Here is a 24954-nt window from a genome sequence, read left to right as displayed (position 1 = left end):
TTCACAAGGGAGAACAATAATGAAGCTCGAAACCCTGGCAATACATGCTGGCTACAGCCCCGACCCGACCACCAAGTCGGTCGCGGTGCCGATCTACCAGACTACCTCCTACGCGTTTGACAGCACGCAGCACGGTGCTGATCTGTTCGACCTGAAGGTACCTGGCAACATCTACACGCGGATTACCAACCCGACCAATGCGGTGTTGGAAGAGCGAGTGGCGGCACTGGAGGGTGGGGTAGCTGCATTGGCGGTAGCTTCCGGTATGGCGGCGATCACCTATGCGATACAGACCCTTGCCGAGGTGGGCGACAATATTGTTTCCACCGCCAAGCTGTATGGCGGTACCTACAATCTGTTCGCTCATACGCTACCGCGCCAGGGGATCGAGGTGCGTTTCGCGCCGCATAATGATATTGCTGCCATGGAAGCGCTGATCGATGAGAACACCAAGGCGGTGTTCTGCGAGTCGATTGGCAATCCGGCGGGTAACATTGTCGACCTGCAGGCACTGGCCGATGCAGCGCATCGCCATGGCGTGCCGCTGATCGTTGATAACACAGTGGCCACACCGGTGCTGTGCCGGCCCTTCGAGCACGGCGCGGATATCGTCGTGCATGCGCTGACCAAGTATATCGGCGGCCACGGCAATAGCCTGGGCGGCATGGTGGTGGATTCCGGCAAGTTTCCCTGGGCGGATAACAAGGATCGCTTCCCGCTGCTGAATACGCCTGACCCGTCCTACCACGGCGTGGTCTACACCGAGGCTTTCGGCCCGGCGGCCTTTATCGGTCGTTGTCGAGTAGTGCCGCTGCGCAACATGGGCGCGGCGCTGTCGCCGTTCAATACTTTCCTGATCCTGCAGGGGCTGGAAACCCTGAGCCTGCGCATGGAGCGTCATTGCGAGAACGCGCAGAAGGTCGCCGAGTACCTGCAGCAGCATCCGCAGGTGGCCTGGGTGAAGTTTGCGGGCTTGAAGGATAACCCCGAATACGAACTGGCCCAGCGCTACATGGGCGGTACGCCGGCGGCGATTCTGTCCTTCGGTATCAAGGGTGGTCAAGAAGCTGGCGCGCGTTTCATCGATGCGCTGGATCTGGTGCTGCGGCTGGTGAATATCGGTGATGCCAAGTCCCTGGCGTGTCACCCGGCCTCGACCACGCATCGTCAGCTGGATGATGAAGAATTGGAAAAGGCTGGCGTACCGCGGGATCTGATACGGCTGTCGATTGGTATCGAGCATATCGACGATATTCTCGCCGATCTGGAGCAGGCGCTGGAAGCATCGAAGTAAGTATTGCTGAACACAACAAAGGCGGCCTCGGCCGCCTTTGTTGTTCGCACCTCACGCCGGAAACAGCGGCCAGATCAGCGGGATGATGAGTGTTGCCGCAGCCCACATGATCAGGTTTAACGGCATGCCGATCCGCACGAAGTCCATGAACCGATAGCCGCCGGCGCTGTAGACGAAAGTGTTGGTCTGGTAGCCGATCGGGGTGGCAAAGCTGACGCTGGCGGCAAACATCACGGCCACCACGAAGGGGCGGGGATCGGCGCCCAACTGATGGGCCACGCCGATGGCAATGGGCGTCAGCAGGACCCCCACTGCGTTGTTACTGATGATCTCGGTAAGAATCGAGGTCAGCAGGTAGATGAAGGACAGCATGAACAGCGGGCCGAGCAGCGGTGACAGGGTCATCACCTGACCGACTATGCTGTCCACTAGCCCCACCTTGTTCATGGCAATACTGATCGCCAGCATGCCGAATATCAGCGCCAGGATCTTCCAGTCGATGGCCTTGTAGGCGTCCTCGATTTCGAGGCAGCCAGTGGCGACCACCAGGGCGGCGGCAATGATTGCCAGGCCTTCGATCGGCATGATGCCCAGCGCTGCCAGAACCATCACCCCCAGCACAGCTGCGATGGCAATTGGTGCCTTGTTACGACGGTAAGCGCGCTCCTGTACGGTGTTCAGGCTGATCAGGTCACCATTGTCAGCGAACTTGCGGATCAGTGTCGGCGAGCCTTCCACCAGCATCACATCGCCGAACTGCAGTTCGAAGTCGTCCAGGTTATCTTGAATATGCTCATCCTGACGGTGCACGGCCAGCACATGAATGCCGTAGCGCGCGGTGAGGTTGAGATCACGCATGGGGCGGTTGATGTAGCGCGAACTGCGTGCCACTACCGCCTCGGCAAGAACCACGTCACGGGTGGAGATGGTTTCGAAGCTCTGGTCCCGGTTGAACTCGAGCACCCCGTTCTGCCGCAGCTCAACGAAGTCGCGCACATTGGCGTGCAATATTAGCCGGTCGCCGGCGTTCAGGGTGGTGGTGTTGAGCGGGGTGCTCAGCTCGTCGTCGCCACGGAACAGTTTCAGTACCTGGATACCGCTGTCGCCGTTGAGCTGCGCATCGGCGATGGTCTGATTGATGACCGGGGAGCCGTGGGGCACCAGAAGTTCGGTCATGAAGGTGCGGCTGCGGGTCGGACGCAGGCGATCGGACAGGCTGTCACGGTCGGGCAGCAGACGATTGCCGAGCAGCATGATGAAAGCCAGGCCGATGACGGAGAAGATAGCGCCCGCCAGAGTGATCTCGAACATGCCGAAGGGGGCCAGCCCTTGCTGACGTGCAACGCCGTCGACCAGGATATTGGTCGAGGTGCCGATCATGGTCATGGTGCCGCCGAGGATGGTGGCATAGGACAGCGGGATCAACATCTTCGATGCCTTGCTGCCGACCCTGGCGGCGAGGGTTACCGCCACCGGGGTCAGGATGGCAACGACCGGGGTATTATTGATGAAGGTGGACAGCAGCATGGCGGTGACCAGCAAGGCGAACAGCATGCGCGTCGGGCTGGTGCCACCGATGCGGGCGAGCAGACTGCCGAGTTTATCGACACAGCCAGTGCGCTCCAGCGCCGCGGAAAGGACAAACATGCAGGCGATGGTGATCGGGGCGCTGTTGGACAACACGCCAAGCACCTCCGCCGGGGTCAGCAGTGTCGTGGCAAGCAGAATGGCAACAGCAATACCCACCACTACATCGGGGCTGAATTTCTCGCGCACAAAGGCATACATGACCCAGCCTAGCAGGGCGGCCACGCCAAGCATGGCCAGGGTATCCCAGTTCATCGGCACCTGAATCTCGTGTGAGGTATGGGTTCCGCAACTGGAACCAGACAGAGCGGCTACCCTAAAGGTTGGCGCTTAGTCTGTCCAAGACCTGAAAATGCCTTTCTTATGCGTTTTAGGTATAAGTGGCTGGGCAGATATCAGGAAGAGCAACTGATTTCCAGCCGACGGCCCCAATCCGGTGGCGAGGCTGTATAGCGTTCCTGTCCGGCTTGGCGAGTGAAGGGCTGGCGCAGGATCTGGTGCAGTCGCCGCACTTCGCTGAAGTCGTTTTCCTCAGCTGCGGCGATGGCCTGCTGGGCAAGATAATTGCGCAGTACATAGACAGGGTTGCAGCTCAGCCGGTCGGCCAGGGCGCTGGGGTCCGCTGACTGTCGGGCCTGGTGCTGTTGAAACCAGATATCGAAGGTGAGACGGTCAATGAATTGATCACGCGCGCCGGCATCGTCTTCGGCCAACAGGCGCAGAGTGATGTGGTAGTCGCTGGCGCTGTCCTGCATCTGTTGCAATAGGCGCTGCAGCAGCTCCTCATCACCTGGCTGCTCGCCCGCCCAGCCCAGCCGGGCACGCATCAGCCGCATATATTCAGTTTGGTAGAGCGGCATCACCGTGGCCAGCTCTGCCTTTAATTGCTCCACCTCTACATAGGGCGTCAACGCCTGCGCCAGACAGGCCAGATTCCACTGTCCGATCGCCGGTTGCCGGTTGAAAGCGTAACGACCCTCATGATCGGAATGGTTGCAGATGTGGCCGGCGTCGTAGTCATCGAGAAAGGCATAGGGCCCGAAGTCGAAGGTAATACCGAGAATCGACATGTTGTCGGTATTCATCACCCCATGGCAGAAACCATAGGCCTGCCAGCGGGCGATCATGTCCACCGTGCGACGCACAATCTGCCGGTACATATCCAGCACCGGCTCGGCCGCCTGTTGCGATGCCGGATAGCAGGTCTGCAGGGTGAAGTCGACCAACTGGCGCAGGGCGTCATGCTGCCTGGTGTAATAGAAGAACTCGAAATGACCAAAACGGATATGCGAGGGCGCCATGCGCAGCAACATGGCGCCGCGCTCCTGGTGCTCGCGGTACACCGGGTCGTCGCCGACTGTCACACACAATGCCCGGCTGCTTGGAATGCCCAGCGCGTACAACGCCTCGGAGGCGAGAAATTCGCGGACCGAGGAGCGCAGTACGGCACGACCATCGCCCATGCGGGAGTAAGGCGTGCTACCGGCCCCCTTGAGATGCATATCCCAATGCTCGCCTCGTTGATTGACCACCTCGCCCAGAAGCAAGCCTCGCCCATCGCCCAGTTGCGGGTTATAAGCGCCGAATTGATGGCCTGAATACACCATCGCGCGTGGCTCCGCCGCACTCCAGATCTGGCGTCCGGAAAATACCTCGGTGAACTGAGGATCATCTGCTTGCGCTGGATCCATATCAATCAGCCCCATGGCATCCTCACTGCTGACCACCAGGCGTGGATTGTTCAAGGGATCGGGTACCACCTTGGTTGAAAAGGTATCTCCAAGCCGGGCGAAGCGGTTGTCGAAATGCAGATCAGCCAGAGTAGTCATAAGCATGCCGTTTACGGATGGAAAGGCTTTCATGCTGCCTGCCTTATGGCTGTGTATCAAGCGATGTAATGGACGGTGGATTCCGTTGACCGGCCGGTCAGCACGGCTTTAATGTCAAACAATCGTATGAATATTGATCAGCCACGCGCTGCACCTTCACTGGAGACACCGATGCCGAGTTACACAGCCCCGCTGCGCGATATGCGCTTTGTCATGGATGAAGTATTTGATTTCGCTGCCGGTTACCAAACCCATGGTCTGACCGATGCGACATCTGACCTGGTAGATGCCGTCCTTGAGGAAAGCGCCAAATTTGCCGGCGAAGTATTGGCTCCACTGAATCGCACCGGTGACGAAGAAGGCTGTCACTTCGACAATGGCGTAGTCACCACGCCCAAGGGGTTCAAGGAAGCCTACCAGCAGTATGTTGACAACGGCTGGGCGGCCATGAGCGGCCCGGTCGAGTTCGGCGGGCAGGGTCTGCCTTCATCCTTGGGTCTGGTGGTCAATGAAATGACTGCTTCGGCCAACTACGCGTGGAACATGTATCCCGGTCTGACCCACGGCTGCGCCTCGGCGATCCGCGCCCATGGTACTCAGGAACAGAAAGAGTTGTACCTGAACAAACTGGTACCAGGCCATTGGACCGGCACCATGTGCCTGACCGAGCCCCACTGCGGCACCGATCTGGGCCTGATCAAGACCCGCGCCGCGCCCCAGGCTGATGGCAGCTATGCGGTGACCGGCACCAAGATCTTCATCTCTTCCGGCGAGCACGACCTGGCCGAGAACATCGTCCACCTGGTGCTGGCCAAACTGCCCGACGCGCCCGCCGGTACCAAGGGCATCTCGCTGTTCATCGTGCCCAAGTTCCTGCCCGACGCCAACGGCGAGAAGGGCGAGCGCAATGGCGTAGTCTGCGGCTCCATCGAACACAAGATGGGCATCAAGGCCTCGGCCACCTGCGTGATGAACTTCGACGGCGCCACCGGCTTTCTGATCGGTGAGGTCAACAAGGGTCTGGCCTGCATGTTCACCATGATGAACGGCGCCCGCCTGGGTACCGGTATGCAGGGCCTGTGCCATGGCGAGGTGTCCTACCAGAACGCCGTTGCCTACGCCAAGGACCGCCTGCAGATGCGCGCGTTGTCGGGTCCGGCCGAACCGGAGAAGCCAGCTGACCCGATCATCGTGCATCCCGATGTCCGCCGCATGCTGCTGACCATGAAAGCCTTCAACGAAGGCAACCGCGCGCTCGCCTATTACACCGCTCAGCTGCTGGACAATGCACATTACTCAAACGACGAAGCGGTTCGCGCCAACGCCGAAGATCAGCTGGCATTCCTGACGCCCATCTGCAAGGCGTTCATGACCGATACCGGTCTGGAAGTCACTCTGCTGGGTATGCAGGTGTTCGGTGGTCACGGCTACATTCGCGAGTGGGGTCAGGAGCAGCAGGTTCGTGACTGCCGCATCGCTCCTATCTATGAAGGTACCAATGGCATTCAGGCGCTGGACCTGCTCGGTCGCAAGGTGCTGATGAGTCAGGGCAAACTGCTGCGGGCCTTCTCCAAGGAAGTACATCTGTTCTGCCAGGCCAATGAAGGTCATGCGCAGCTGGGCGGGTACTTCAACAAGCTCACGGCCTTGAATGCCCAATGGGGCGAGCTGACCCAGAAGGTCGCGGTCAAATCCATGCAGAACAAGGAAGAAGTCGGCGCCGCAGCCACGGACTTCCTGATGTTCTCCGGTTATGTCATCCACGCCTTCTTCTGGTTGAAGATGGCGGTGGTCGCCCAGCAGAAACTGGACGCAGGCAGCTCCGAAGCATCTTTCTATCAGGCCAAGCTGGCCACCCAGGAGTTCTACTTCAAACGTCTGCTGCCGCGTGCTCAGGCACATGTCGAGGCGCTGGAAGCGGGTGCTGATGCCTTGATGCGGATGACTGCCGAGCAGTTCTGAGTTCGTGTTGGAGCTATTGCTGGTGCGGTGTAGGGTCCTGGCGGGTATTAGCCCACTTGAGAACGCGCACCCAGCCATCCATGGCGCTCGTGTACGGCCGTCCCTGGCCGCACACGGTTCTGAAGTGGGCTAATACCCACCAGACCCGTATCCTCTGTAGGGGCTGCGGGTACCGCTTTGGTATGGGTAAGCGTCTGTGGAAAGTTTTATGGTTCCAGTCAATTCCGGGCTGTTTTTGTGGGAGCGGTCTTGACCGCGAACGGCCTGCAGGAAACCCTCGCGGGCAAGACCGCTCCCACACAAACCCGCTTTCCGCTTATCACGCCAGCACGCTGTTGGCTGCGTGACCGCGCGCCGCTGCGGTGTATCCAGATTCTTCCATCAACCACTCCGAGCTAGTCAGGCGTAGGGTAATACTCCCCTCGTCAGAACCGTCTGCGGCCAGGGACGGCCGTAGACGAGCGCCATCGATGGCGGGGTGCGCGTTCAGATGAGGGGAATACTATCCTGCGACCAGGGCACAAACCAACCGCCCCACCAAAGCCGGCCAATTCGACAGTTCGTGACCATAATAAAGATAAAAGTCACAACAAGACGCTGTCGTTTAAAAAGTTCTCGGTCTACAATCGGCCAATCGACCCGTTCGAGCGGGCATATTGACTGAGGAGTTCCCATGGCCGAGTACCAAGCCCCCCTGCGTGACATCCGTTTCGTTCTCAATGAAACCTTTGCAGCCGACCAGCTGTGGCAGAGCCTGCCCGGCCTGAATGGCGCCATCGATGCTGAAACCGCTGATGCCATGCTGGAGGAAGCCGCCAAGATCACCTCGCAGACCATAGCGCCACTGAATCGCAACGGTGACGAAGAAGGCGCGGTGTGGAACAACGGCGAAGTCACCACTCCTGCCGGCTTCAAGGAAGCCTATAGCACTTATGCCGAAGGCGGCTGGGTAGGGCTGGCAGGTAATGCCGAATACGGTGGACTGGGCATGCCCAAGACCCTCGGTGTGCAGGTCGAGGAAATGATCTACGGCGCCAACAGCAGCTTTGCCCTGTATATCGCCCTGACCGCCGGCAGCACCCTGGCGCTGGACGCCCATGGCAGCGAAGAGCTCAAGCAAAAGTACCTGCCGAACATGTACGCCGGCACCTGGGCTGGCACCATGTGCCTGACCGAGCCGCATGCCGGCACCGACCTGGGCATCATCCGCACCAAGGCTGTACCCGAGGCCGATGGCAGTTATGCCGTTACCGGTACCAAGATCTTCATTACCGGCGGTGAGCATGACCTGACCGAAAACATCATTCACCTGGTTCTGGCCAAGCTGCCCGACGCACCGGCCGGCCCCAAGGGTATTTCCCTGTTCCTGGTGCCCAAGTTCCTGGTCAGCGAAGACGGCAGTCTGGGCGAGCGCAATACCCTGAGCTGCGGCTCGATCGAACACAAGATGGGTATCAAGGGCTCGGCCACCTGTGTGATGAACTTCGACGGTGCCAAGGGCTATCTGATCGGCGAAGTGAACAAGGGCCTGAACGCCATGTTCACCATGATGAACTACGAGCGCCTGTCCATCGGCATCCAGGGCATCGGTTGCGGCGAAGCCTCCTACCAGACCGCTGTCGCCTATGCGCGTGAACGCATCCAGAGCCGTGCGCCGACCGGTGCGATACAGCCGGACAAGGCCGCCGACCCGATCATAGTGCACCCGGACGTGCGGCGCATGCTGCTGACCATGAAGGCCATGATCGAAGGCAGCCGCGCCTTCTCGACCTATGTCGGCATGCAGCTGGATATCAGCAAGTTTGCTGAAGATGAGCAGATCAAGAAGAAGGGCGAAGATCTGGTTGCACTGCTGACGCCAGTGGCCAAGGCCTTCTTCACCGACGTGGGCTTCGAAAACTGCGTACACGGCCAGCAGGTGCTCGGCGGGCATGGCTACATTCGCGAGTGGGGTCAGGAGCAACTGGTGCGGGATGTGCGTATTGCGCAGATCTACGAAGGCACCAACGGTATTCAGGCGCTGGATCTGATGGGGCGCAAGACCGTTGCCAATGGCGGCGCGTTCTTCAAGGTGTTCGCTGATGAAATCGAGGACTTCATTGCTGACAATGGCGCAGCTGACATGGACGAGTTTGTTCAGCCGTTGCAGGCCGCACTGGAAAACCTCAAGCAGCTGACGGCTCAGGTCATCGAAAGCAGCAAGGCCAACCCCAATGAAGTCGGCGCTGCGTCGGTGGAATATCTGCATACCTTCGGTTATACCGCCTATGGCTATATGTGGGCACGCATGGCCAAGGCCGCGCTGGCTGTGGAGCAGGACGGGGATGGTTTCTACCAGGCCAAGCTGGCCACCGCTCGCTTCTATTTCAAGCGTTTGCTGCCGAGAGTCCAGTCGCTGAGCGCGGCGGTGCGCGCGGGTAGTGAGTCGCTGTTTGAGTTGGAGGCGGCTCAGTTCTGAGACACTTTGTTGAGGTGTAGGAGAAGGCCTACAAGGCGTGGCGGTAATAGCCTATGGGCCGATCCATACCATCTACGTACTATTGGTTTCGCAAGGATGCATCGCAGGAAGCGGAGAAACACCAATAGGGAGCAGGGAACAAGCTACAGGAAGTGCTCTCGTTAAGGATGATGATCAGGACGTTATTTTGCGAAGCCCCGCCTCGGCGGGGTTTTTTAATGGGCGTCTTTTGGGCTTTTCAGAACTTCAGCTCTTCTCTGTCGATTGAGCCTGGGCTGGCTCCGTCTTCCCGTTGCGTCTGAGCTGGCTCTGCAGGCCGGGCGCTTGCAGGATAAGCAATGCGCCGGCGCCCGCTACCATCCCCCAGAACGCCGAGGCTATTCCCAGCAGCGATACGCCTGAGGCGGTGACCAGAAAGGTTATCAGCGCCGCTTCGCGGTGGCGTTCTTCCTGCAGTGCGCTGACGAGCCCGCTGCCGATGGTATTGATCAAGGCAAAACCGGCAATGGCCAGCACCAGTTCCTTGGGAAATGCCAGAAACAATGCACCGATGCTGGCTCCGAAAATACCCGCAATCAGATAGAAGATACCGGACACAATCGCAGCGGTATAACGCTTGCCGGGGTCGTCATGGGCCTCGGGACCGGTGCAGATGGCTGCGGTAATGGCAGCCAGGTTGATACCGAAGGCACCGAAGGGGGCCAGCACCAGGGTTGCCATTCCGGTCCAGCCGATCAACGGCGAAGCGGGTGTCTGGTAGCCAGCGGCCCGTAGCACCGCCAGCCCGGGCAGGTTCTGCGATGCCACGCTCACAGCGAACAAGGGTAAGGCCACGCCCATCAGTGCCTGCACGCTGAAAGACGGCGTAACCCACTGTGGCGTGGTGACGGTGAAACTCAATGCACTGAAATCCAGCATGCCAGCAGTCGCCGCCACCGCAATACCGACCACCAGAGGCGCTATCACCGCATAGCGCGGGATCAATCGCCGAGCCAGCAAGTAGGTGAGCAGCATCGGCAATACCAGGCCGAATGCGGTTTCCAGTGCGGCGAAGGCCTCCATGCCAAAACGCAGCAGCACACCAGCCAGCATGCCTGCGGCAATTGCCGGCGGAATGCGCTGCATGATGCGTTCGAACCAGCCGAAGAAACCGCATAGCGCCATCAGCAGTCCACAGATAATGAAAGCGCCGGTGGCTTCCTGAAGGCTCGCGCTGGACGCAGCGGTGACCAATACCGCGGCGCCCGGCGTTGACCAGGCGGTGACTACCGGCGCCTTGAATCGCCAGGAAAGATAGATGCCGGACAGACCGATACCCAGGCAGAGCGCCAGCATCCATGAGCCGATCTGGGCCGGTGTGGCCCCAAGCTCGCGGGCAGCCTGGAACACCAGCGCGGCAGAACTGGTGAAGCCTACCAGTACCGCGACAAAGCCGGCGCTGAAGGAGGAGAGGGACAGGTCCTTGAAGAAACTCACATTCGGCCCTTGGCTGCAGGCGAAAAATCGTGCAGAAAAGGCCGGCCAGACAACAGGTATGAATTGGTATTGATCACCATGATTTCCTGTGCAGCAGAGGATTGTGCCGTGGAGCTCATATTAACCTGGCTCGACACCGCAATGGCAGCGCGAATGTCCTGGTTATCTTGTGGCCCCACGCCGCGCTGGCGCGGTCATGCTAGGATTGAAGCGGGCCATACCTCCTGCCAGGGAGGTGTCGCAGTCAGGCCCAAGAATGGCCATGAACATCGAAGGGAGTGACCGTGTTCTCACTGAAACGCAAGGGTGATTACCGTCTGCAGCTGACCCGCACGCTCAAGAAGCCGGGCCGCTACGAGATTGAACTGTACCTGTTCACGCCCCACGAGAGCAATTTTGCCGCCTGGACAATGTCCGAGCAGCAGTTCTATCTCACCTCCCTGTTGCACCGCTTTGGTCTGCTGGGCCTGCCAGCCCAGGAGCGTGCCAGCAAGGAGGACAGCTCCTTCGCGCTGATGTCGCCCCATTACGAGATTACCTACGGTTCCTGGTTGTTCCGCTACAAAGCCTCGGTGGACCGATTGCGTCAGCAGCTACAGAGCGCCGGTGTGGCCACGGCCGAGCCCATAACACGGGCCCTGCGTCTGAGTGAGACCTATGCCCAGCGCTTGCGCCGAACGGTACCCGAGCCGAGCAGTCAGCAGCGTTATTTCCGGCAGATGGATATCTATTTCTCCTGGTACGCCGAGCAGTTCCTGCTGGAATGCATGACGCTGGAGGGTTACTCGGAACTGGATGCGGAGCTGCGTGAGACAGTCGAGGAGTTTCTGCTGGAGGAGTATCGGATCCGCAAGGAGCGCGAGTACCTGGCCGACTTCCGTGGCAAGCCAACCCGGGTATGGAACCGCATGAGCCTGTATCACCGGCTGCTGGAGTATCCTGTGCTGCTGCGCTCGAAGCTCACCGAGCTGGGATCGGGGACCCGCAAGCTGGTCAAGGCAGCGAGCACCACCTTGATCATGGGACTGTTTACCTATGTGCTGTTCAACGCTCGCAGCGCCAGTCAGCTGTCCATCACTCTGTTGCTGGGGATTGCCATGGTGTATGGCGTCCGCGATCTGTTGCGTGACGATTTGATCACCCTGCTCACCCGTTGGTTGCGCAAGGGCAGGGCGCGTTGGAAAAACCGTCTGTTGATGCCCTATACCAAACAGCTGATGGCGCAGCAGTTGGTCTGGCTGGACTACTACAAGTTGGCTGATCTACCGCGAGATGTATTGGAGCATTCCGGCAAATGGGCCAATGAAGAGCGCCATATCATCTGCTATCGCACCCACTTGCAGTTGGATAAGGCGGCGCTGGAGCAGAATGAGATTCAAGAGCGAGTGAATCTGGACTGTGAACCACTGTGTGAGTTGATAGAGCCTACCCGTAACCGCCTGTTTACTCTCGCCGATGATGGGGAAGCCTTTTCCACAGTTGAGGGCCACGCCATCGAAAAGCAGCACGACTATAACCTGCTGCTGGTACTCACCGAACCGGGCCAGCAACACACAAGGGCCCAGCGTTGGCGCTTGCGCCTGGGAGCCAACGGTATAGTCCAATGTGAAAGCAAGAAACTGGACTGGCCAACGCCACAGGAACAGCAGAAGTCCAGCTGGCGACATCGACTGATGGCGCGGTTGCGGCGTGACTGAGCGCCACTGTCGGAATTTCCCCAAAGGGACGATGTCTTGATAGTGTTCGCCAAGCGAGCATATCGCAGCGGAGCCAAGATGGGGTCCGGGAAGTCAGCCGGTGGTGGGTTGGCTGGGCTAGAATGAATAACTCATTCGGAAGCCAGAAAAGGACGGTGAATGAATTTCAGCTTTTACAAGTCGCTACCCTGCGTTGTTCTGGTCATGGCCATACTGTCCAGCGCCTGTAGCGTAGCGCCGCCGGCAGAACCGCAGTTGCCGTTCGCCCTGCCAGAGACCTTCGATGGCACCCTCGCTGATGGTTACGCACCGGTAGAGCGCTGGTGGAAGGACTTCGATGATGACCAACTGAATCGGTTCGTCGACACCGCGTTGCTGCGCAACCCGGGTGTGGCTCAGGCATTGGCCCGCGCCCGAGTGGCAGAAGCGCGCGTAAGGCTGAACCGGGGTGATCAGCTCCCCCAGGCCGGAATAGGCTTCAATAGCGCCCGCCAGCGGCAGAACATGAGTGCCATGGCTGGGCCATTGGGGGAGCTGACCGATGACATGGCCTTCATCAGCAACAATCACAATGCCTCACTGGACGTCAGCTGGGAGCTGGATCTATGGGGCCGGCTGTCGGCACTGACTTCGGCTGCGCGCGCTGAATTTCTGGCCAGCGCCGAGCAATTACGCGGCGCCCGGCAATCGGTCGTGGCTCAGGTGGTGCAACTCTATTACGACATCGTTCATGCACGTGCTCAGGTAGAACTATCCGAGAGCACCGTCGAGGCGTTGGCGGAGATGTCCCGGCAGATTGGCAATCGCTCGCAGGTCGGCATTGCCTCTCCAGCGGATGCCAAGCTGGCCGAAGCCAATCTGGGCTCTGCAGAAGCAGGGCTGGAGCAGCGACGTGAGGCCCTGGCGCGTACCCTGCGTCAGCTCGACATATTGCTCGGTTATTACCCGGCGGGCACTCTGCAGACGGCCGACGCACTGCCCGGCGTACCAGCAGCGCCAGCGGCAGGGGTACCTGCGGAGCTGCTGGAACGGAGGCCGGATGTACGCGCCGCGGAGCTGACCTTGCTGGCCTCCGGTTACCAATTGGGCGCAGCCCAGCGCTCCTTTCTACCCTCTTTATCACTGAGCGGCTCGGCGGGTTATGCCAGCGGCGAGCTGTCTGGTCTGTTTGATAGCAGCAATCTCGTATGGTCAATTGCCGGGCAGATCATGCAACCGGTATTTCAGGGCGGGCGCCTGGTAGCCCAGGTTGATATCGCTGAAGGCCAGCAGGATGAAGCGCTGCATGGCTATGTCGAAACGGCGCTGAACGCGCTGGCAGAAGTGGAAAGTATGCTGGCGGTGGATACGGTGCTGGAAAGGCGCGAAGCCAGTCTGGATTTGTCTGCCAGCGCTGCCGAAGAGGCAGTGCACATGTCTTATAACCGCTATCAGCAAGGCATAGACCCCTTTCTCAACGTACTGGAAAGCCAGCAGCGCGCCCTGAATGGCCGCAGCGCCCATATCACTGCCCGTCATGCGCGCATCGAAAACCGTATCGCCCTGCATCTGGCCTTGGGCGGCGGCTTCGAGCCCACGCCCAAGGTTCTTGCGGTGACGCCCGCTGCTGCCGGCAGCTTTTCCACCAACCCACCAGAAGAGCGCAGATAAATGAACAAGACTCGACTGAGCGCCATTGGCATGGCCTTGCTGTTCGGACTGCTGGGTTGTGGCGGCGCGGAGGAGCCGGACCCGCTGCAGGACGCTCAGCCCAGCGCCGCCGAGCAGCAGGATGGCGGTGCGCAGGTGGTCAGCGTCAAGGTAACGCCGGTGGAACATCGCAACCTGCAGGCCTGGGTTTACAGTCAGGGCACCGCCCGTTCCCGCCAGCGAGAATTTCTCACCTTCACTCAACAGGGGGTGGTATCCCACGTGGATGAGGATCTGCGGATCGGTAGTCCGGTCAAGGCCGGACAATTGATTGCCCATCAGGCTCCGGAGCGGGTGCAGGCGGATCTGCAGGCGGCCAGGGCGTCACTGGCCGAAGCCGAAGCCAACCTCTCCCTGGCGAAGGTAACCCGCCAGCGTTACGAAACGCTGATCGAGCAGCGTTCAGCCTCGCAGCAGGAACTGGACCAGGCCGTGGTGCAGGTGGAGCAGGCCACCGCAGCACGGGACAACAGCCGTGCGCAACTGGCGCAGGCGCAGTTGAGTGTCGATGAGTCGCGTCTGATATCGCCCATCGATGGGGTGTTGGCGCGGCTGAATATCGAGAAGGGCCGCTATTTCATGCCCAGCATAGTGCAGACAAACTCCGAGCAGAATGCGCTGCGCACGGTGCCGGCGCTGGTGATCGATCCGAACCGCTTCGAGGTGCGGGTGGATCTGCCGTCCTATGATTTCCGGAAGGTCGAGAACGGTGCCCGGGTGGTGATCGGTGGCGAGCCACCGCTGGACGGTCGTGATGTCGATCCGCTGATCGGCGAGGACCGAGTGGCCGGCAATGTGCATGCGATCAGTCCGTCCCTTGATCCGGAAACCCGCACCTTTGAAGTCATCGCGCACACCGAAGGCGAGAATCCCCGGTTGCAGGATGGCGAGTTCGTCGCGGTCTGGATTGCCCTGCCGGCGCTGCAGGACAATCTGGCCGTACCCCTGGAAGCGCTGCGCTTTCGTAACGATCAGACCTTTCTCTTCGTGGTGGACAGGGACAGTGGCCGGGTCAACGAGCGTCGGGTAGAACTGGGTCAGCAGGCTGGCGCCTACCGTGCCGTTCTCGATGGGGTAGAGGAGAACGAGCTGGTGGTGACCGATGGGCGTGCCGCACTCTACGATGGTCAGCGGGTGCGGGTTCTGCAAACCGATGGGGAGTTTGAATGAGCACCGCCAACGGCCGGCAGGAAAGCGACGAGGTACGCTCGGCCCACCCGCTGGCACGGTTCTTCTTCCTGCAGCCGATCTTCGGCATTCTGCTGCTGATCACTCTGCTGCTGGGCGGGCTGATGGCCTATACCCAACTGGTCAAGGAATCCCTGCCGGATCTGAATATCCCCCAAGCTACCATCACCACCGCCTGGCCGGGCGCCGACCCGCGCACCATCGAAGAGCAAGTCACCGATATCATCGAAGACGAAGTCACCACCCTGGAGGGCGTACGCAAGGTAGACAGCGCCTCCTATGATTCCTTCTCGGTCATTTCCGTTGAATTCGATGCTTCCGCCGACCCTATCGACGCCATGACCCGGTTACGCGCCGCTGTGGCCGATGCCGAGGCTGAGTTGCCGGCAGACGTGGAACGCCCGGCGATAGAGCAGGCATCCGTGGATGACCGTCCGATTCTCACCTTCACCCTGCATGGCGAAGCCGGCTCGGCCACCATGAACGACCAGGCTCGGCGCATCCGCGATATGCTGGAGCGGGTGACCGGCGTCAGGGAAGTGAACATCGGCGGGGAACGCGAGGAGATCGTGCAAATACTGCTGCGTCCTGAGCGACTGCTGGCGCTGGGGTTGTCGCCTTCATCCGTGCGCAACGCCGTGCAGCAGGCCAACGTGGAACAGCCATTTGGCGAGATCCATAGCGACGATATCGGCGCCGTGGTGCGGTTGGAAGGGCGCTTCCGTGATGTGGATGACCTGCGAGCGCTGCCGGTGGCAAGGCTCAGTGGTCCCGGTGCCGATCGACCGGTGCGTCTTGATGAAGTGGCATCGGTGCGCCGCATGCAGGAAACCGAAACCTCACGTGCCTTCTTCAGTGCGGATGGCGAAGCCTATGCAGCGTCGCTGGAACTTTCGGTGCGCAAAAGCCCCGGCGCCGATACGGTGAATCTGGTGGCGGACCTGCATGCAGCGCTGGCACAGATGCAGGAGCAGGGCGCCTGGCCGTCCGGCCTGGAATACAGCGTCATTCAAGACGAAGCGGACCAGATAATGGAATCGCTGGCCGAAGTGTTTTTCAGCGCCTTGCAGACCATGGCGGTGGTCTTCATCATCCTGCTGCTGACCATTGCCTGGCGCGAGGCGATTCTCGCCGGTCTGTCGGTGCCGGTGACCTTTGCCGGGGTGCTGCTGATCATCCTGATCATGGGCTACTCGCTCAACGAGCTGGTAGTCATCGGTATGGTCATCGCGCTGGTGATGATCGTTGATGTGTTCATCATCCTGCTGGAAGGTCTGCACGACGAGATCTACAACGGCGGCAAGACCTTCGGCCAGGCCGTACTGGCCACGGTCAAACGCTACGCCTTGCCTGCCTTTGCCGCACAGTTGACCACCATACTCGCGCTGGCACCGCTGATGTCGATCAGCGGTACCGTCGGCGAGTTCATCCGCGTATTGCCGACCACCACCGTGGTCTGTCTGATTCTCTCGTTCATTGTCGCCATGCTGTGCACTCTGCCGCTGGCCCGCGCTTTGCTGGGCAAGCAGCGCAAATCCGAGGACCCGCAGCGCCAGGGTCTGTCCGACCGTGTCACGGCTCGTGCGGTCAATGGCTTGGAAAGCTGGAATGCGCGCTGGGTGGTGGGGCGCCGCGGGCAATCCTGGTTGTGGGTGATCGGCGCCATCGCCCTGTTTGTCTTCTCCATGTGGGCATTCACCCAGGCGCGGGTCGAGCTGTTCCCGCCGACGGACGGCGAACGCCTGGGCATCAACATCGAATTGCCGCCCACGGTGCAGCTGGAAACCTCCCAGGCGATAGCCGATGATGTCGGCGCGATCCTGCGCGACAAGCCCTATTTCCAGAGTGTAGTCAAACTGGTGGGTCTGAAGAGCCCGTTTGCCGCTGGCTCGATGGCAGCGAATCTGCAGCCCAGCGAGGCGGAGAACTTCATTGGTTTCTCCGCCATCTTCCGTCCATTGGAAGAGCGTGACGCCATGTCCTACGAGCTGGCCGACGAATTGCGCCGCGAGCTTGCCGTCTATCTGGACCAACATGTCGCCGCTGCACAGCTGTTGGTGGTGCCGGAATCCAGCAGCCCGAGCATGGGTGATCCGATCGAGATCCAGCTGATCGGTTCGGACATGGATGAACTGCTGCGGTTGTCCCGAGAGGTGCAGACGCTGTTGGCCGGCACCCAGGGCGTGGTCGATGTACGCGACAACATCGGTATGCTCAAGCCGCAACTGGCGCTGCAGCCTGACCGTGAGGCAGCCAACTTCTTCGGCATTGATCACGGCGACCTGGCTTCACAGCTGCGTATCGCCTTCAGCTCCGATGAAGTCGGCACCTTCGTCACTGCCGACGGCGATGACAATATCGATATTCGCCTGGGCACCGAATGGCCCAGCCGCCCCGGTGAAGCCGGCGGTCCACGCAGCACCGAAGAACTGAGCCGGGTGCGGGCTTTCACCCAGGATGGCCGCTCCCTCGCCGTCCAGCAGTTGCTCAAACCCAATCAATCCGAGTCCGCTATCGCCATATCCCATGTTGGCGGCGAGCGGGCGCTGACCGTCATGGCCAAGAACGAAGGCCGCACCGTCGGTGAGGTCTTCGCCGAAGTGCAGCCGCATCTGGATGAAATGCAGCAGCAATGGCCTTCCGGCTACCGTGCCGTGATCGGTGGTGAAGCCGCGGACACCACCGAAACCTTCTCCTCCGCGCTGGTAGCTTTGGTTATCGCCGTGGTGCTGGTGGTCGGTGTGCTGGTCATCCTGTTCAGCAGCTTCCGTCAGGCTTTCATCATCTTCGCCACCATGCCTCTGGCCGTGATCGGCTCCGCCCTTGGCTTCTGGATGTTCGATATCACCTTCTCGTTCTTTGCCATGATCGGTCTGGTCTCACTGATCGGCATCGCCATCAACAACGGCATCATCATGGTCGACACCATGAACAGTTTCCTGAAAGAAGGCATGAGCATTCCCGAAGCTGCTGCCGCCGGCTCCGCCCGGCGCCTGCGCCCACTGCTCACCACCGCCATCACCACCATCGTTGGCCTGGTACCCTTGGCGGTCAGCAGCGCCTTCTATCGACCGTTGACGTTGGTGATTATCTTCGGGCTGGTCTCGGTGTCGGTATTGGCACTATTTGTGGTGCCGGCATTGTATGTGCTGTTGACACCAGAGGGGGCGGGAGAGCGAAAGGTGCTGGATTGATGCGGCTCAAGGCGGTTACCGCTGACGGCAACCGCCTGTAGAAGCTGCTGGTCATGCTCCGAGGAGGGGCAACACCAGCAGTGGCGCCAACAGGCTTACTGGAACGATCAGGCGTGGCCGATAGGTCAGCAATAGTGCCTGTCCCATCGCGGCAATGGTCAGGGCCGATGCCCATAATGCCAGTCCCACGGAAGGGCCGAGCGCGTCGACTGCTGGCATGATCGCCAAACCCAGCAGCAACCAGCCGAGCCAGCGCAGGGCCCGACTCGCCCAGAGATGTGGTTTGCGCTTGAGCGCCTGCTCGAAATGCCGCGGCATGCCCAGGCACAGGCTACCGAAGGCGCTGATGCACAGCGCCAGACTCAGGCTGATCATGCCGATACCTCCTCGGTAGTGGCCATGGTTTTGCGCGGCTGCCGTTGTGGGCTGCGAGCGGCGGCGGGTTGATGGCGGCCCAACGCATAGGCGGCCCAGCCCAAAAGCGCCGCACTGGCCAGCAGAGTCAGGTCCATACCTGCCAGCAGCCATTTGCCGGTGGTCAAGGTATGCAGTAGACCGCTATGCGGCAGCGCCAGGCTGAACAGTGGCAGTCCAGCGAACAGTACGGCAGCGGCTATCAGCTGCTCCTGCCAGGCGCGCTTGTGCGAGCGCAGCAGCGGATGCAGCAGGCACAGCAGCCAGGTAATCAGAAAGCTGCGGATTTCCCAGTCGCTGCGCTGAGCCAGTCCGGCCGGCAACAGGCGGTTGGCCCAGAAATACGCGGTGATAGCCAGCGGCAGGCCGGCTACCGTACCGACATTCAATACTTCGACCAGGCGGTGGCCAAACGGTGTGCGACCGAGTTTGCGGCGTTCGGGCAGACGCTTGACCACCCATAGCACCAGGCCGGTGGCGATCATGGCGGTACCCAACAACCCACTGATAAAGAACAACCAGCGCAGCGGTGGGCCGGCGAAACGGATCAGATGCAGGCTGCTGAACACGTTATATACCGCATTGGTAGTTGAGGTCGGGGGTGTGGCTGGCATCTCCAGCGCCGCGCCGGTGACACCATCGAAGCGCATCCGTTGGCCACGACCGCGTTCTAGCAAGCTGTCGCTGCCCTGCTCGCGCAATTCGATCTGGGCCCGCTGGGTATTCGGGTTGCTTATCTGAATGCTGGCGGCGCCGCGTGGCCAATGTTGCTGCACCTGGGCCAGCAATGGCGCGATGGCGCTCAGCTCTGCGGTCATCGGCTCGCGACTCGGTTGGTCTGCGCTGCGCTCGGGCGCACCCCGGCGATTGCCGGCTTCGCTGAAATAGGCCTGCATATCGCCCTGATAAGCACTGTTCACCCCCCAGGGCATGAGCATGTACATGAACAGCAACAGGCCGCTGTAGGTGATCATGAAGTGGAAGGGCAGCGCCAGCACGGCGGTGGCATTGTGCGCATCCAACCAGGAGCGCTGGCCCTTGCGCGGGCGGAAGGTGAAGAAGTCCTTGAAGATCTTCTTGTGGGTGACCACACCGCTGACGATGGCGACCAGCATGACCATGGTGGCGATACCGACGATCCAGCGCGCAGTTACTCGTGGCAGGCCATAGAGTTCGAAATGGAAGCGATAGAGAAAACCACCGCCGCGGGTCTCACGTGGCGTTATTGGCTCACCGGTTGCGGCATCCAGACTCAGGCGCTGACCGCCCCCTTTGCCGATACGCTCGCCCTGAGCGAACCACTGCACATCGAGCGCCGGGTTGCGCTCGGTGGGCAGATTGATATTCCACTGGGCCGCATCCGGCGCCAACTGATGCAAGCGTGCGATGGCGCGCTCGGCGCTGCCATCACCGGCTACCGACCCGTGCAGTTCGGGCTTCATCCAGAAACTGATTTCCTGATGGAAGAAACTCAGCGTGCCGGTCAGAAAGACGGCATACAGCAGCCAGCCGAGCAACAGGCCGGTCCAGGTATGCAGCCAGGCATTGGTTTGACGAAAACCGAGCTGTTTCATGACCACGCTCCGTTCAACAGTAAATAGGTAGCCGGCACCGCACATAGCCCGGCGGTAACCAGCCAGGCACGCCGGACGCTGGCAGCGGCGAAGGCCCAGATGATCACCGCGCAATACAGCGCGAAGGACAGTTGGGTTGCAGCCAGTACCGCTTGCGGCCGAGGCAGCGGCAGGGCGAGGGCAAGGCTGGCGGTGCTCAGCGCGGTAAATAGATAGCCGCCGCCGATGGCGAGCAGCGTGCGGGATAATATGACCAACCGATAACGCACGGGCGCTGAAAGATCAGTGAGCAAGCGGTATGACACAAGCATGATGAGCATCACTCAATAGGGGCAGATTTACGATTAACGGTTGCGAATAGCCGCTTAGTATACAAATAAGAATACTTATCATAAGCATTTTGTTACATTCCTCGCATCACTATTCCAGTTCCAACTGACCGGAGCCTGACGAGGCCACGGCGGGTGAAATCGCATGAAGCTGCTTGTCATAGAAGACCATCCCTCACTGCGTGAGCTGTTGTTGAAACACCTGCAGCGCAGCGGGTTCGTGGTTGACGTGGCCGAGCACGGGCGGCAGGCCATGGCGATGTTGCGGTTGTGTCGCTACGACGCCATGCTGCTTGATCTCGGTCTGCCGGATATGGACGGCCTGTCGTTGCTGGCCGCACGCAACTCGACCCGCAACAGCGATCTGCCGTGCATCATCCTCACTGCCTACGACTCGCTGGAGCGTCGGATCGCCGGCCTGGATGCGGGCGCCGATGACTATCTGCTCAAACCCTTCGCCATGCCGGAGCTGTAGGCGCGCCTGCGGGCGGTACTGCGCCGCGCCGGGCAGCGTAGAGAAAGCTGTCTGCAGCTGGGCAACCTGTCGTTCTTCCGCGACAGCCGCGACGTGCTAGTCGGCAAGCGTCCGATGCTGCTGTCCAAACGCGAGCTGGCATTGCTTGAGGAGCTGCTGTGCAACGCGCCGCGGGTGGTGGTCAAGGACCATCTGGAGGATCGCCTGTATTCATTGAGCGAGGCCGTGACGCCGAATGCCATTGAAGCGCTGGTCTCGCGGCTGCGGCGCAAGCTGGCCGCAGCCGGTGCCGACAGCGCGATCGAGACACTGCGCGGGTTGGGCTACCGGCTGGCGCAGGCCCCGGCCCAGACGCTCAGAAATTGAACGCCACACCGACATTCAGTCGTCGCCCATCCAGTGTCTTGCCGTAGTCCTCGGCCGTGACTTCCTTGTCGAACAGGTTGTACAGCCCGGCATAGACATCGAAGCTGTCGCTGAGCCGGTACAGGCCGCCGATGTCTACCAGGGTGTAGGAAGGGATGCGGCTGTCGCTGTCTTCCACGGTCTTGCTCTTGTAGCGAGCCTTGGCCCAGAGGCCCAGCGCATCGGTGGCGGCCCAGTCCAGGCCGACATTGACCATGTGCCTGGGCAGATTGTTGAATGGCTGGCCGACGCTTTCCGGTGAGTCCTTGGAGTCGGTGATTTCGCTGTCCGAGTAGGTGTAGTTGGTCTTCAGATCCACCGGGCCCAGAGGTACGTTGAAGAACATCTCCACGCCACGCAGCTCCGCCGAGTCGTGGTTGATGTATTGGTTTATGTATTCACGGGTGACACCATTGACGTCGCATACCGGGTCGGAACCGTCACGGGTATCACAGATGATGCGCTTGCCGATCTGGTCCTCGAACTCGGTGTAGTAGACGGTGACCCCCGAGTTGATCCCACTGGCGGCATCCCACATCAACCCGGCTTCATAGTTGATGCTGCTCTCTGGCTTGAGGTCGGCGTTGCCCATATCGAAGGCGCGACTGCGGGCGGCATTCTCGACGATATTGGGGTCGGACTGCTTCAACGTCGGTGACTTGTAGCCGCCGCTCACACCGCCCTTGACCACCCATTCATCGGTAAGGCGATACACCCCATAGAGGCGCGGGATCAGCTCTTCGCCATAATGTTCGTTCTCGTCATAACGCAGCCCGCCAGTGATAGACAGGTCGTCGGTGACGTAGAACTCATCCTCAATGAACAGGGCGCGCTGCCAGCGCTCCAGTTCCAGGTTGTTGGCACGGCCGTAGAAGCGCCCAGCGTCATGATCGGTGGTCTCCCACTTGTATTCACCGCCCAGGGTCAGGGTCTGGTTGGCCAGCGGCAACACCGTCTTGGTATTGACCAGGCTGCTGTCGTAGCGTGATTCGACACTGCCATTCTCGATCTCCACCTCTTCATTGATGAAGAAACTGCGGGTCTCGAAATCATTGCCCCAGTCAAGTTTATGGGTCAGGCCGTAATGGGTGCGGATATTGTTCATTTCGCCCGGCGAGCCGGATTTGGCGGTGCGCTGGTTGTCATGCTCGGCGCGGCCTGCCTCCAGCTCGATGCTGTTGGCCTCGTTGACCACCAGGTTGAGTTTGGCAGTGCCGTCGATCCGCTCCTTGTCGGTGTAGCCGCCCTGGATTTCATCCTCGTCGCGTTGATACCGGGAGCCGAACAGGGTCAGCCCCAGACGATCTTCGGCCAGCGGCCCGCTGAGGTAAAAATTGGTCTGCTGCGAGCCGCCGGCGTCACTATCCCCATGCAATAGCCGATCATGGCTGACGCGCCCGCTCCACTCGTCTCCGACCTCCTTGGTGATGATATTGATCACCCCGGCCAGCGCGCTGGAGCCATATAACGACGACATTGGTCCGCGGATCACCTCGATGCGCTCAATGGCCGATAGCGGCGGCAGCCAGCCGACCTGGGTGGCCGAACCAAAGCCGTTGTAATAGGCCTCGGTGGAGGCGCCCAGCGGCTTGCCGTTGATCAGAAACAAAGTATAGGACTCGCCAAGCCCGCGAATATTGATGTTGGTGCTTTCCAGCTTGCCGCCGGCACCGCCCTCGATGGATACACCGGGAATGTCCTGCAGTGCATCGGTGACATCCCGGTAATATTTGCCCTCCAGGTCGTCTTTGCCGATCACCGTGATGGAGGCTGGTGCATCGATCAATTGCTGCTCATATCCGGCGGCGGTCACCACCATATTGTTGAGCTGAACAGGGTCTGCCTTATTTGGCTCAGCGGCCAAATAAGGCGTGCTGGCAATCGCCAAGGTAAGGGCGGCAGGTGAAAAAAACTTGTAGCGGTGGATGCTTTGTGCTGGCATGCGCAATTCGTTCCCTGTAAGAGTAATGCAAATGATAGTTGTTATCATTATTGTTGGCCGCAAATATGCCACTGCAAGCTGACAGCAACCTGACGAATGGATCACAGCCCGGTCGGCGTCTGCGCTCCCGCATGCTGATAGCGCTGTCGCTGGTCTTCGTGCTGGGTTTCGGCGTGTCCGCCTTGCACATGTATGGCACGCGGGACGAACTGCGCCGCGCCGTACTGCTGGTGCAGGCTGAAGCAGTCAGCGAAGGTTTCACCAGCGATCGGCCTCTGGCCGAGTTGCCGCGTTATCATGCCGGTGGGCAGATGGAGTACACCCTGTATGCGGTGGACGGGCAGTTGCTCGGGTACTCCGATTATATGGATCGACCACGGCGTCTGCGCACAGCGGCGCTGGCGCCCGAGTCATCCTGGTGGCGCTGGAGCCCTCATGGTGGGTACAGCATCAATGCGCCGGTACGACTGCCAGATGGCGCGACTCTGATGGTGTCGCGCAATGACCAGAACGAGCGCGCCATGCTCGACCAACTGCTGTTGGAACGTCTGCGCCACAGCCTGATCCTGATGCTGCCGGTGGGGCTGTTGTGCATTCTACTTATCCTGTTACTGCTCAATTGGACACTGCGCCCGGTACGCCGCGCGGCTCGGTTGGCGCAAGGTATTGGTCCGGATACACCTGAGCGGCGTATACCCTTGCAAGGCTTGCCCGGTGAGTTTTATCCGTTGGCCGTGGCGGCCAATTGTGCACTCGACCGCCTGGCGCGAGCCTACGAGGCCGAGCGCCGCTTCATCGCCGACGCCGCTCATGAACTGCGTACACCCTTGGCGGTACTCGATCTGCGGCTGCAGGATGCGCGCCATAGCGGCGAGCTGGATTGGCCCGCGCTGGAAGCGGAGATGCGCCAGTTGCGCCGGCTGGTCAGCCAGTTGCTGGAACTGGCCCACCAGGAAGGCGCTACCGAGCGAGGTGGAGCGGAGCAGCAGACCAACCTGTCGCGCCTGAGCCGTGAGGTGACGGCTTCGCTGTTGCCGTTGTTCGAAGCGCAGGGCCGTGGCATCACTGTTCATATTGAGGACAGTCTGCGATGTCAGGGGAACACCGATGAGCTGCGTGAAGTTCTGGTCAACCTGCTGGATAACGCTTTGACGCACGGTGCTGGCACCGTCCAGGTTAATGTCTGCCGCCGTGCCGAAGGTATTATGTTGGAAGTGGCCGACGAAGGCCCGGGCGTGCCGACGGCAGAGCGGGAAGCCATGTTCCAGCGCTTTCGCAAGGGCCGCCGAAGCGGCACAGGCACAGGCCTCGGACTGGCTATTGTTCGGCGTATTGTGGAGAACGCTGGCGGGCAGTCCGGTTTCGTCCAGGGGCGCGGAAATGCGCTACAGGTTCTGCTCATGGAAGTAAGCCAGACTGATCCGGTTTGACAGGCTGCGCA

The 24954-nt window shown here is 60.4% G+C and carries 17 protein-coding genes; 10 read left to right on the top strand and 7 right to left on the bottom strand.

Annotation, left to right across the window (positions count from 1 at the left end; all coding sequences use genetic code 11):
- Window positions 1-19 precede the first annotated feature (19 nt).
- Window positions 20-1294, top strand: coding sequence for a bifunctional O-acetylhomoserine aminocarboxypropyltransferase/cysteine synthase (locus BLU11_RS13940; protein WP_090274375.1), 1275 nt, complete (start codon window positions 20-22; stop codon window positions 1292-1294).
- 51 nt (window positions 1295-1345) lie between these two features.
- Here BLU11_RS13940 and BLU11_RS13935 read toward each other — a convergent pair whose 3' ends face one another.
- Window positions 1346-3136: an SLC13 family permease gene (locus BLU11_RS13935; RefSeq protein WP_090274373.1), complete on the bottom strand. Its 1791-nt coding sequence runs from the start codon at window positions 3134-3136 to the stop codon at window positions 1346-1348.
- A gap of 140 nt (window positions 3137-3276) precedes the next feature.
- Window positions 3277-4710 carry a protein adenylyltransferase SelO gene (gene selO, locus BLU11_RS13930; RefSeq protein ID WP_090276519.1) on the bottom strand — a complete coding sequence of 478 codons (1434 nt, stop codon included), beginning with the start codon at window positions 4708-4710 and terminating at the stop codon, window positions 3277-3279.
- A gap of 171 nt (window positions 4711-4881) precedes the next feature.
- On the opposite strand from selO, the gene BLU11_RS13925 reads away from it, so the two are divergent.
- Both BLU11_RS13925 and BLU11_RS13920 read left to right on the top strand, forming a co-directional pair.
- Entirely contained in the window at window positions 4882-6672 is a 1791-nt protein-coding gene (locus BLU11_RS13925) for an acyl-CoA dehydrogenase C-terminal domain-containing protein (RefSeq protein ID WP_090274371.1), read from the top strand.
- A gap of 673 nt (window positions 6673-7345) precedes the next feature.
- Window positions 7346-9130 carry an acyl-CoA dehydrogenase C-terminal domain-containing protein gene (locus BLU11_RS13920; protein WP_090274369.1) on the top strand — a complete coding sequence of 595 codons (1785 nt, stop codon included), beginning with the start codon at window positions 7346-7348 and terminating at the stop codon, window positions 9128-9130.
- A gap of 246 nt (window positions 9131-9376) precedes the next feature.
- Here BLU11_RS13920 and BLU11_RS13915 read toward each other — a convergent pair whose 3' ends face one another.
- Window positions 9377-10606 (bottom strand): benzoate/H(+) symporter BenE family transporter, encoded by a 1230-nt coding sequence (locus BLU11_RS13915; RefSeq protein ID WP_090274367.1) that lies wholly within the window; start codon window positions 10604-10606, stop codon window positions 9377-9379.
- Between the two features lie 284 nt (window positions 10607-10890).
- Between BLU11_RS13915 and BLU11_RS13910 the strand changes: the two genes are divergently transcribed.
- The 4 genes from BLU11_RS13910 (at window position 10891) to BLU11_RS13895 (ending at window position 18374) form a co-directional block, all read left to right on the top strand.
- The gene (locus tag BLU11_RS13910; RefSeq protein ID WP_090276518.1) at window positions 10891-12303 is read left to right on the top strand and encodes a hypothetical protein; all 1413 of its coding nucleotides are present in this window, start codon (window positions 10891-10893) and stop codon (window positions 12301-12303) included.
- Between the two features lie 159 nt (window positions 12304-12462).
- On the top strand, window positions 12463-13953 hold the full coding sequence (locus tag BLU11_RS13905) for an efflux transporter outer membrane subunit (RefSeq protein ID WP_090274365.1): 1491 nt from the start codon (window positions 12463-12465) through the stop codon (window positions 13951-13953).
- A complete protein-coding gene (locus BLU11_RS13900) occupies window positions 13954-15162 on the top strand; it encodes an efflux RND transporter periplasmic adaptor subunit (RefSeq protein ID WP_090274363.1) in 1209 nt (402 codons plus the stop codon).
- On the top strand, window positions 15159-18374 hold the full coding sequence (locus tag BLU11_RS13895) for an efflux RND transporter permease subunit (RefSeq protein ID WP_090274361.1): 3216 nt from the start codon (window positions 15159-15161) through the stop codon (window positions 18372-18374). The genes BLU11_RS13900 and BLU11_RS13895 overlap by 4 nt, the downstream gene beginning before the upstream one ends.
- A 51-nt stretch (window positions 18375-18425) precedes the next feature.
- Here BLU11_RS13895 and BLU11_RS13890 read toward each other — a convergent pair whose 3' ends face one another.
- The 3 genes from BLU11_RS13890 to BLU11_RS13880 are packed head-to-tail and all read right to left on the bottom strand — an operon-like array spanning window position 18426 to window position 20673.
- On the bottom strand, window positions 18426-18749 hold the full coding sequence (locus tag BLU11_RS13890; protein ID WP_090274359.1) for a DUF3325 domain-containing protein: 324 nt from the start codon (window positions 18747-18749) through the stop codon (window positions 18426-18428).
- The gene (locus tag BLU11_RS13885) at window positions 18746-20362 is read right to left on the bottom strand and encodes a PepSY-associated TM helix domain-containing protein (RefSeq protein WP_090274357.1); all 1617 of its coding nucleotides are present in this window, start codon (window positions 20360-20362) and stop codon (window positions 18746-18748) included. Before BLU11_RS13885 ends, BLU11_RS13890 begins: the two co-directional genes overlap by 4 nt.
- On the bottom strand, window positions 20359-20673 hold the full coding sequence (locus BLU11_RS13880) for a hypothetical protein (protein ID WP_090276515.1): 315 nt from the start codon (window positions 20671-20673) through the stop codon (window positions 20359-20361). The genes BLU11_RS13885 and BLU11_RS13880 overlap by 4 nt, the downstream gene beginning before the upstream one ends.
- A gap of 163 nt (window positions 20674-20836) precedes the next feature.
- Here BLU11_RS13880 and BLU11_RS19590 point away from each other — a divergent pair, with 163 nt between their 5' ends.
- Both BLU11_RS19590 and BLU11_RS19585 read left to right on the top strand, forming a co-directional pair.
- Complete coding sequence (locus BLU11_RS19590; protein ID WP_231702208.1) at window positions 20837-21166, top strand: response regulator transcription factor; 330 nt, start codon at window positions 20837-20839, stop codon at window positions 21164-21166.
- A 114-nt stretch (window positions 21167-21280) separates the two neighbouring features.
- Window positions 21281-21532, top strand: a complete 252-nt coding sequence (locus BLU11_RS19585; protein WP_231702207.1) for a winged helix-turn-helix domain-containing protein — start codon at window positions 21281-21283, stop codon at window positions 21530-21532.
- Here the strand turns inward: BLU11_RS19585 and BLU11_RS13870 are convergent.
- Window positions 21522-23513 (bottom strand): TonB-dependent receptor domain-containing protein, encoded by a 1992-nt coding sequence (locus tag BLU11_RS13870; RefSeq protein WP_090274355.1) that lies wholly within the window; start codon window positions 23511-23513, stop codon window positions 21522-21524. The two genes, BLU11_RS19585 and BLU11_RS13870, sit on opposite strands and share 11 nt — an antisense overlap.
- A gap of 65 nt (window positions 23514-23578) precedes the next feature.
- Between BLU11_RS13870 and BLU11_RS13865 the strand changes: the two genes are divergently transcribed.
- Window positions 23579-24943 carry a sensor histidine kinase gene (locus tag BLU11_RS13865; protein WP_090274353.1) on the top strand — a complete coding sequence of 455 codons (1365 nt, stop codon included), beginning with the start codon at window positions 23579-23581 and terminating at the stop codon, window positions 24941-24943.
- The last annotated feature ends 11 nt before the right edge of the window (window positions 24944-24954 follow it).

This window comes from Halopseudomonas litoralis, from assembly GCF_900105005.1.
In the GTDB taxonomy this organism is placed as follows: domain Bacteria; phylum Pseudomonadota; class Gammaproteobacteria; order Pseudomonadales; family Pseudomonadaceae; genus Halopseudomonas; species Halopseudomonas litoralis.
Note: the sequence above shows the minus strand (reverse complement) of the source record. Positions and strands in the feature narration are given on the sequence as shown.

Excerpts from the sequence above, each read along its gene's own strand:
- selO (WP_090276519.1), bottom strand. The coding sequence starts at position 4,710 with ATGACTACTCTGGCTGATCTGCATTTCGACAACCGCTTCGCCCGGCTT.
- BLU11_RS13920 (WP_090274369.1), top strand. The coding sequence starts at position 7,346 with ATGGCCGAGTACCAAGCCCCCCTGCGTGACATCCGTTTCGTTCTCAAT.
- BLU11_RS13870 (WP_090274355.1), bottom strand. The coding sequence starts at position 23,513 with ATGCCAGCACAAAGCATCCACCGCTACAAGTTTTTTTCACCTGCCGCC.
- BLU11_RS13865 (WP_090274353.1), top strand. The coding sequence starts at position 23,579 with ATGCCACTGCAAGCTGACAGCAACCTGACGAATGGATCACAGCCCGGT.
- BLU11_RS13895 (WP_090274361.1), top strand. The coding sequence starts at position 15,159 with ATGAGCACCGCCAACGGCCGGCAGGAAAGCGACGAGGTACGCTCGGCC.
- BLU11_RS13905 (WP_090274365.1), top strand. The coding sequence starts at position 12,463 with ATGAATTTCAGCTTTTACAAGTCGCTACCCTGCGTTGTTCTGGTCATG.
- BLU11_RS13900 (WP_090274363.1), top strand. The coding sequence starts at position 13,954 with ATGAACAAGACTCGACTGAGCGCCATTGGCATGGCCTTGCTGTTCGGA.
- BLU11_RS13890 (WP_090274359.1), bottom strand. The coding sequence starts at position 18,749 with ATGATCAGCCTGAGTCTGGCGCTGTGCATCAGCGCCTTCGGTAGCCTG.
- BLU11_RS19585 (WP_231702207.1), top strand. The coding sequence starts at position 21,281 with ATGCTGCTGTCCAAACGCGAGCTGGCATTGCTTGAGGAGCTGCTGTGC.
- BLU11_RS13940 (WP_090274375.1), top strand. The coding sequence starts at position 20 with ATGAAGCTCGAAACCCTGGCAATACATGCTGGCTACAGCCCCGACCCG.
- BLU11_RS13880 (WP_090276515.1), bottom strand. The coding sequence starts at position 20,673 with ATGCTTGTGTCATACCGCTTGCTCACTGATCTTTCAGCGCCCGTGCGT.
- BLU11_RS13935 (WP_090274373.1), bottom strand. The coding sequence starts at position 3,136 with ATGAACTGGGATACCCTGGCCATGCTTGGCGTGGCCGCCCTGCTAGGC.
- BLU11_RS13885 (WP_090274357.1), bottom strand. The coding sequence starts at position 20,362 with ATGAAACAGCTCGGTTTTCGTCAAACCAATGCCTGGCTGCATACCTGG.
- BLU11_RS13925 (WP_090274371.1), top strand. The coding sequence starts at position 4,882 with ATGCCGAGTTACACAGCCCCGCTGCGCGATATGCGCTTTGTCATGGAT.
- BLU11_RS19590 (WP_231702208.1), top strand. The coding sequence starts at position 20,837 with ATGAAGCTGCTTGTCATAGAAGACCATCCCTCACTGCGTGAGCTGTTG.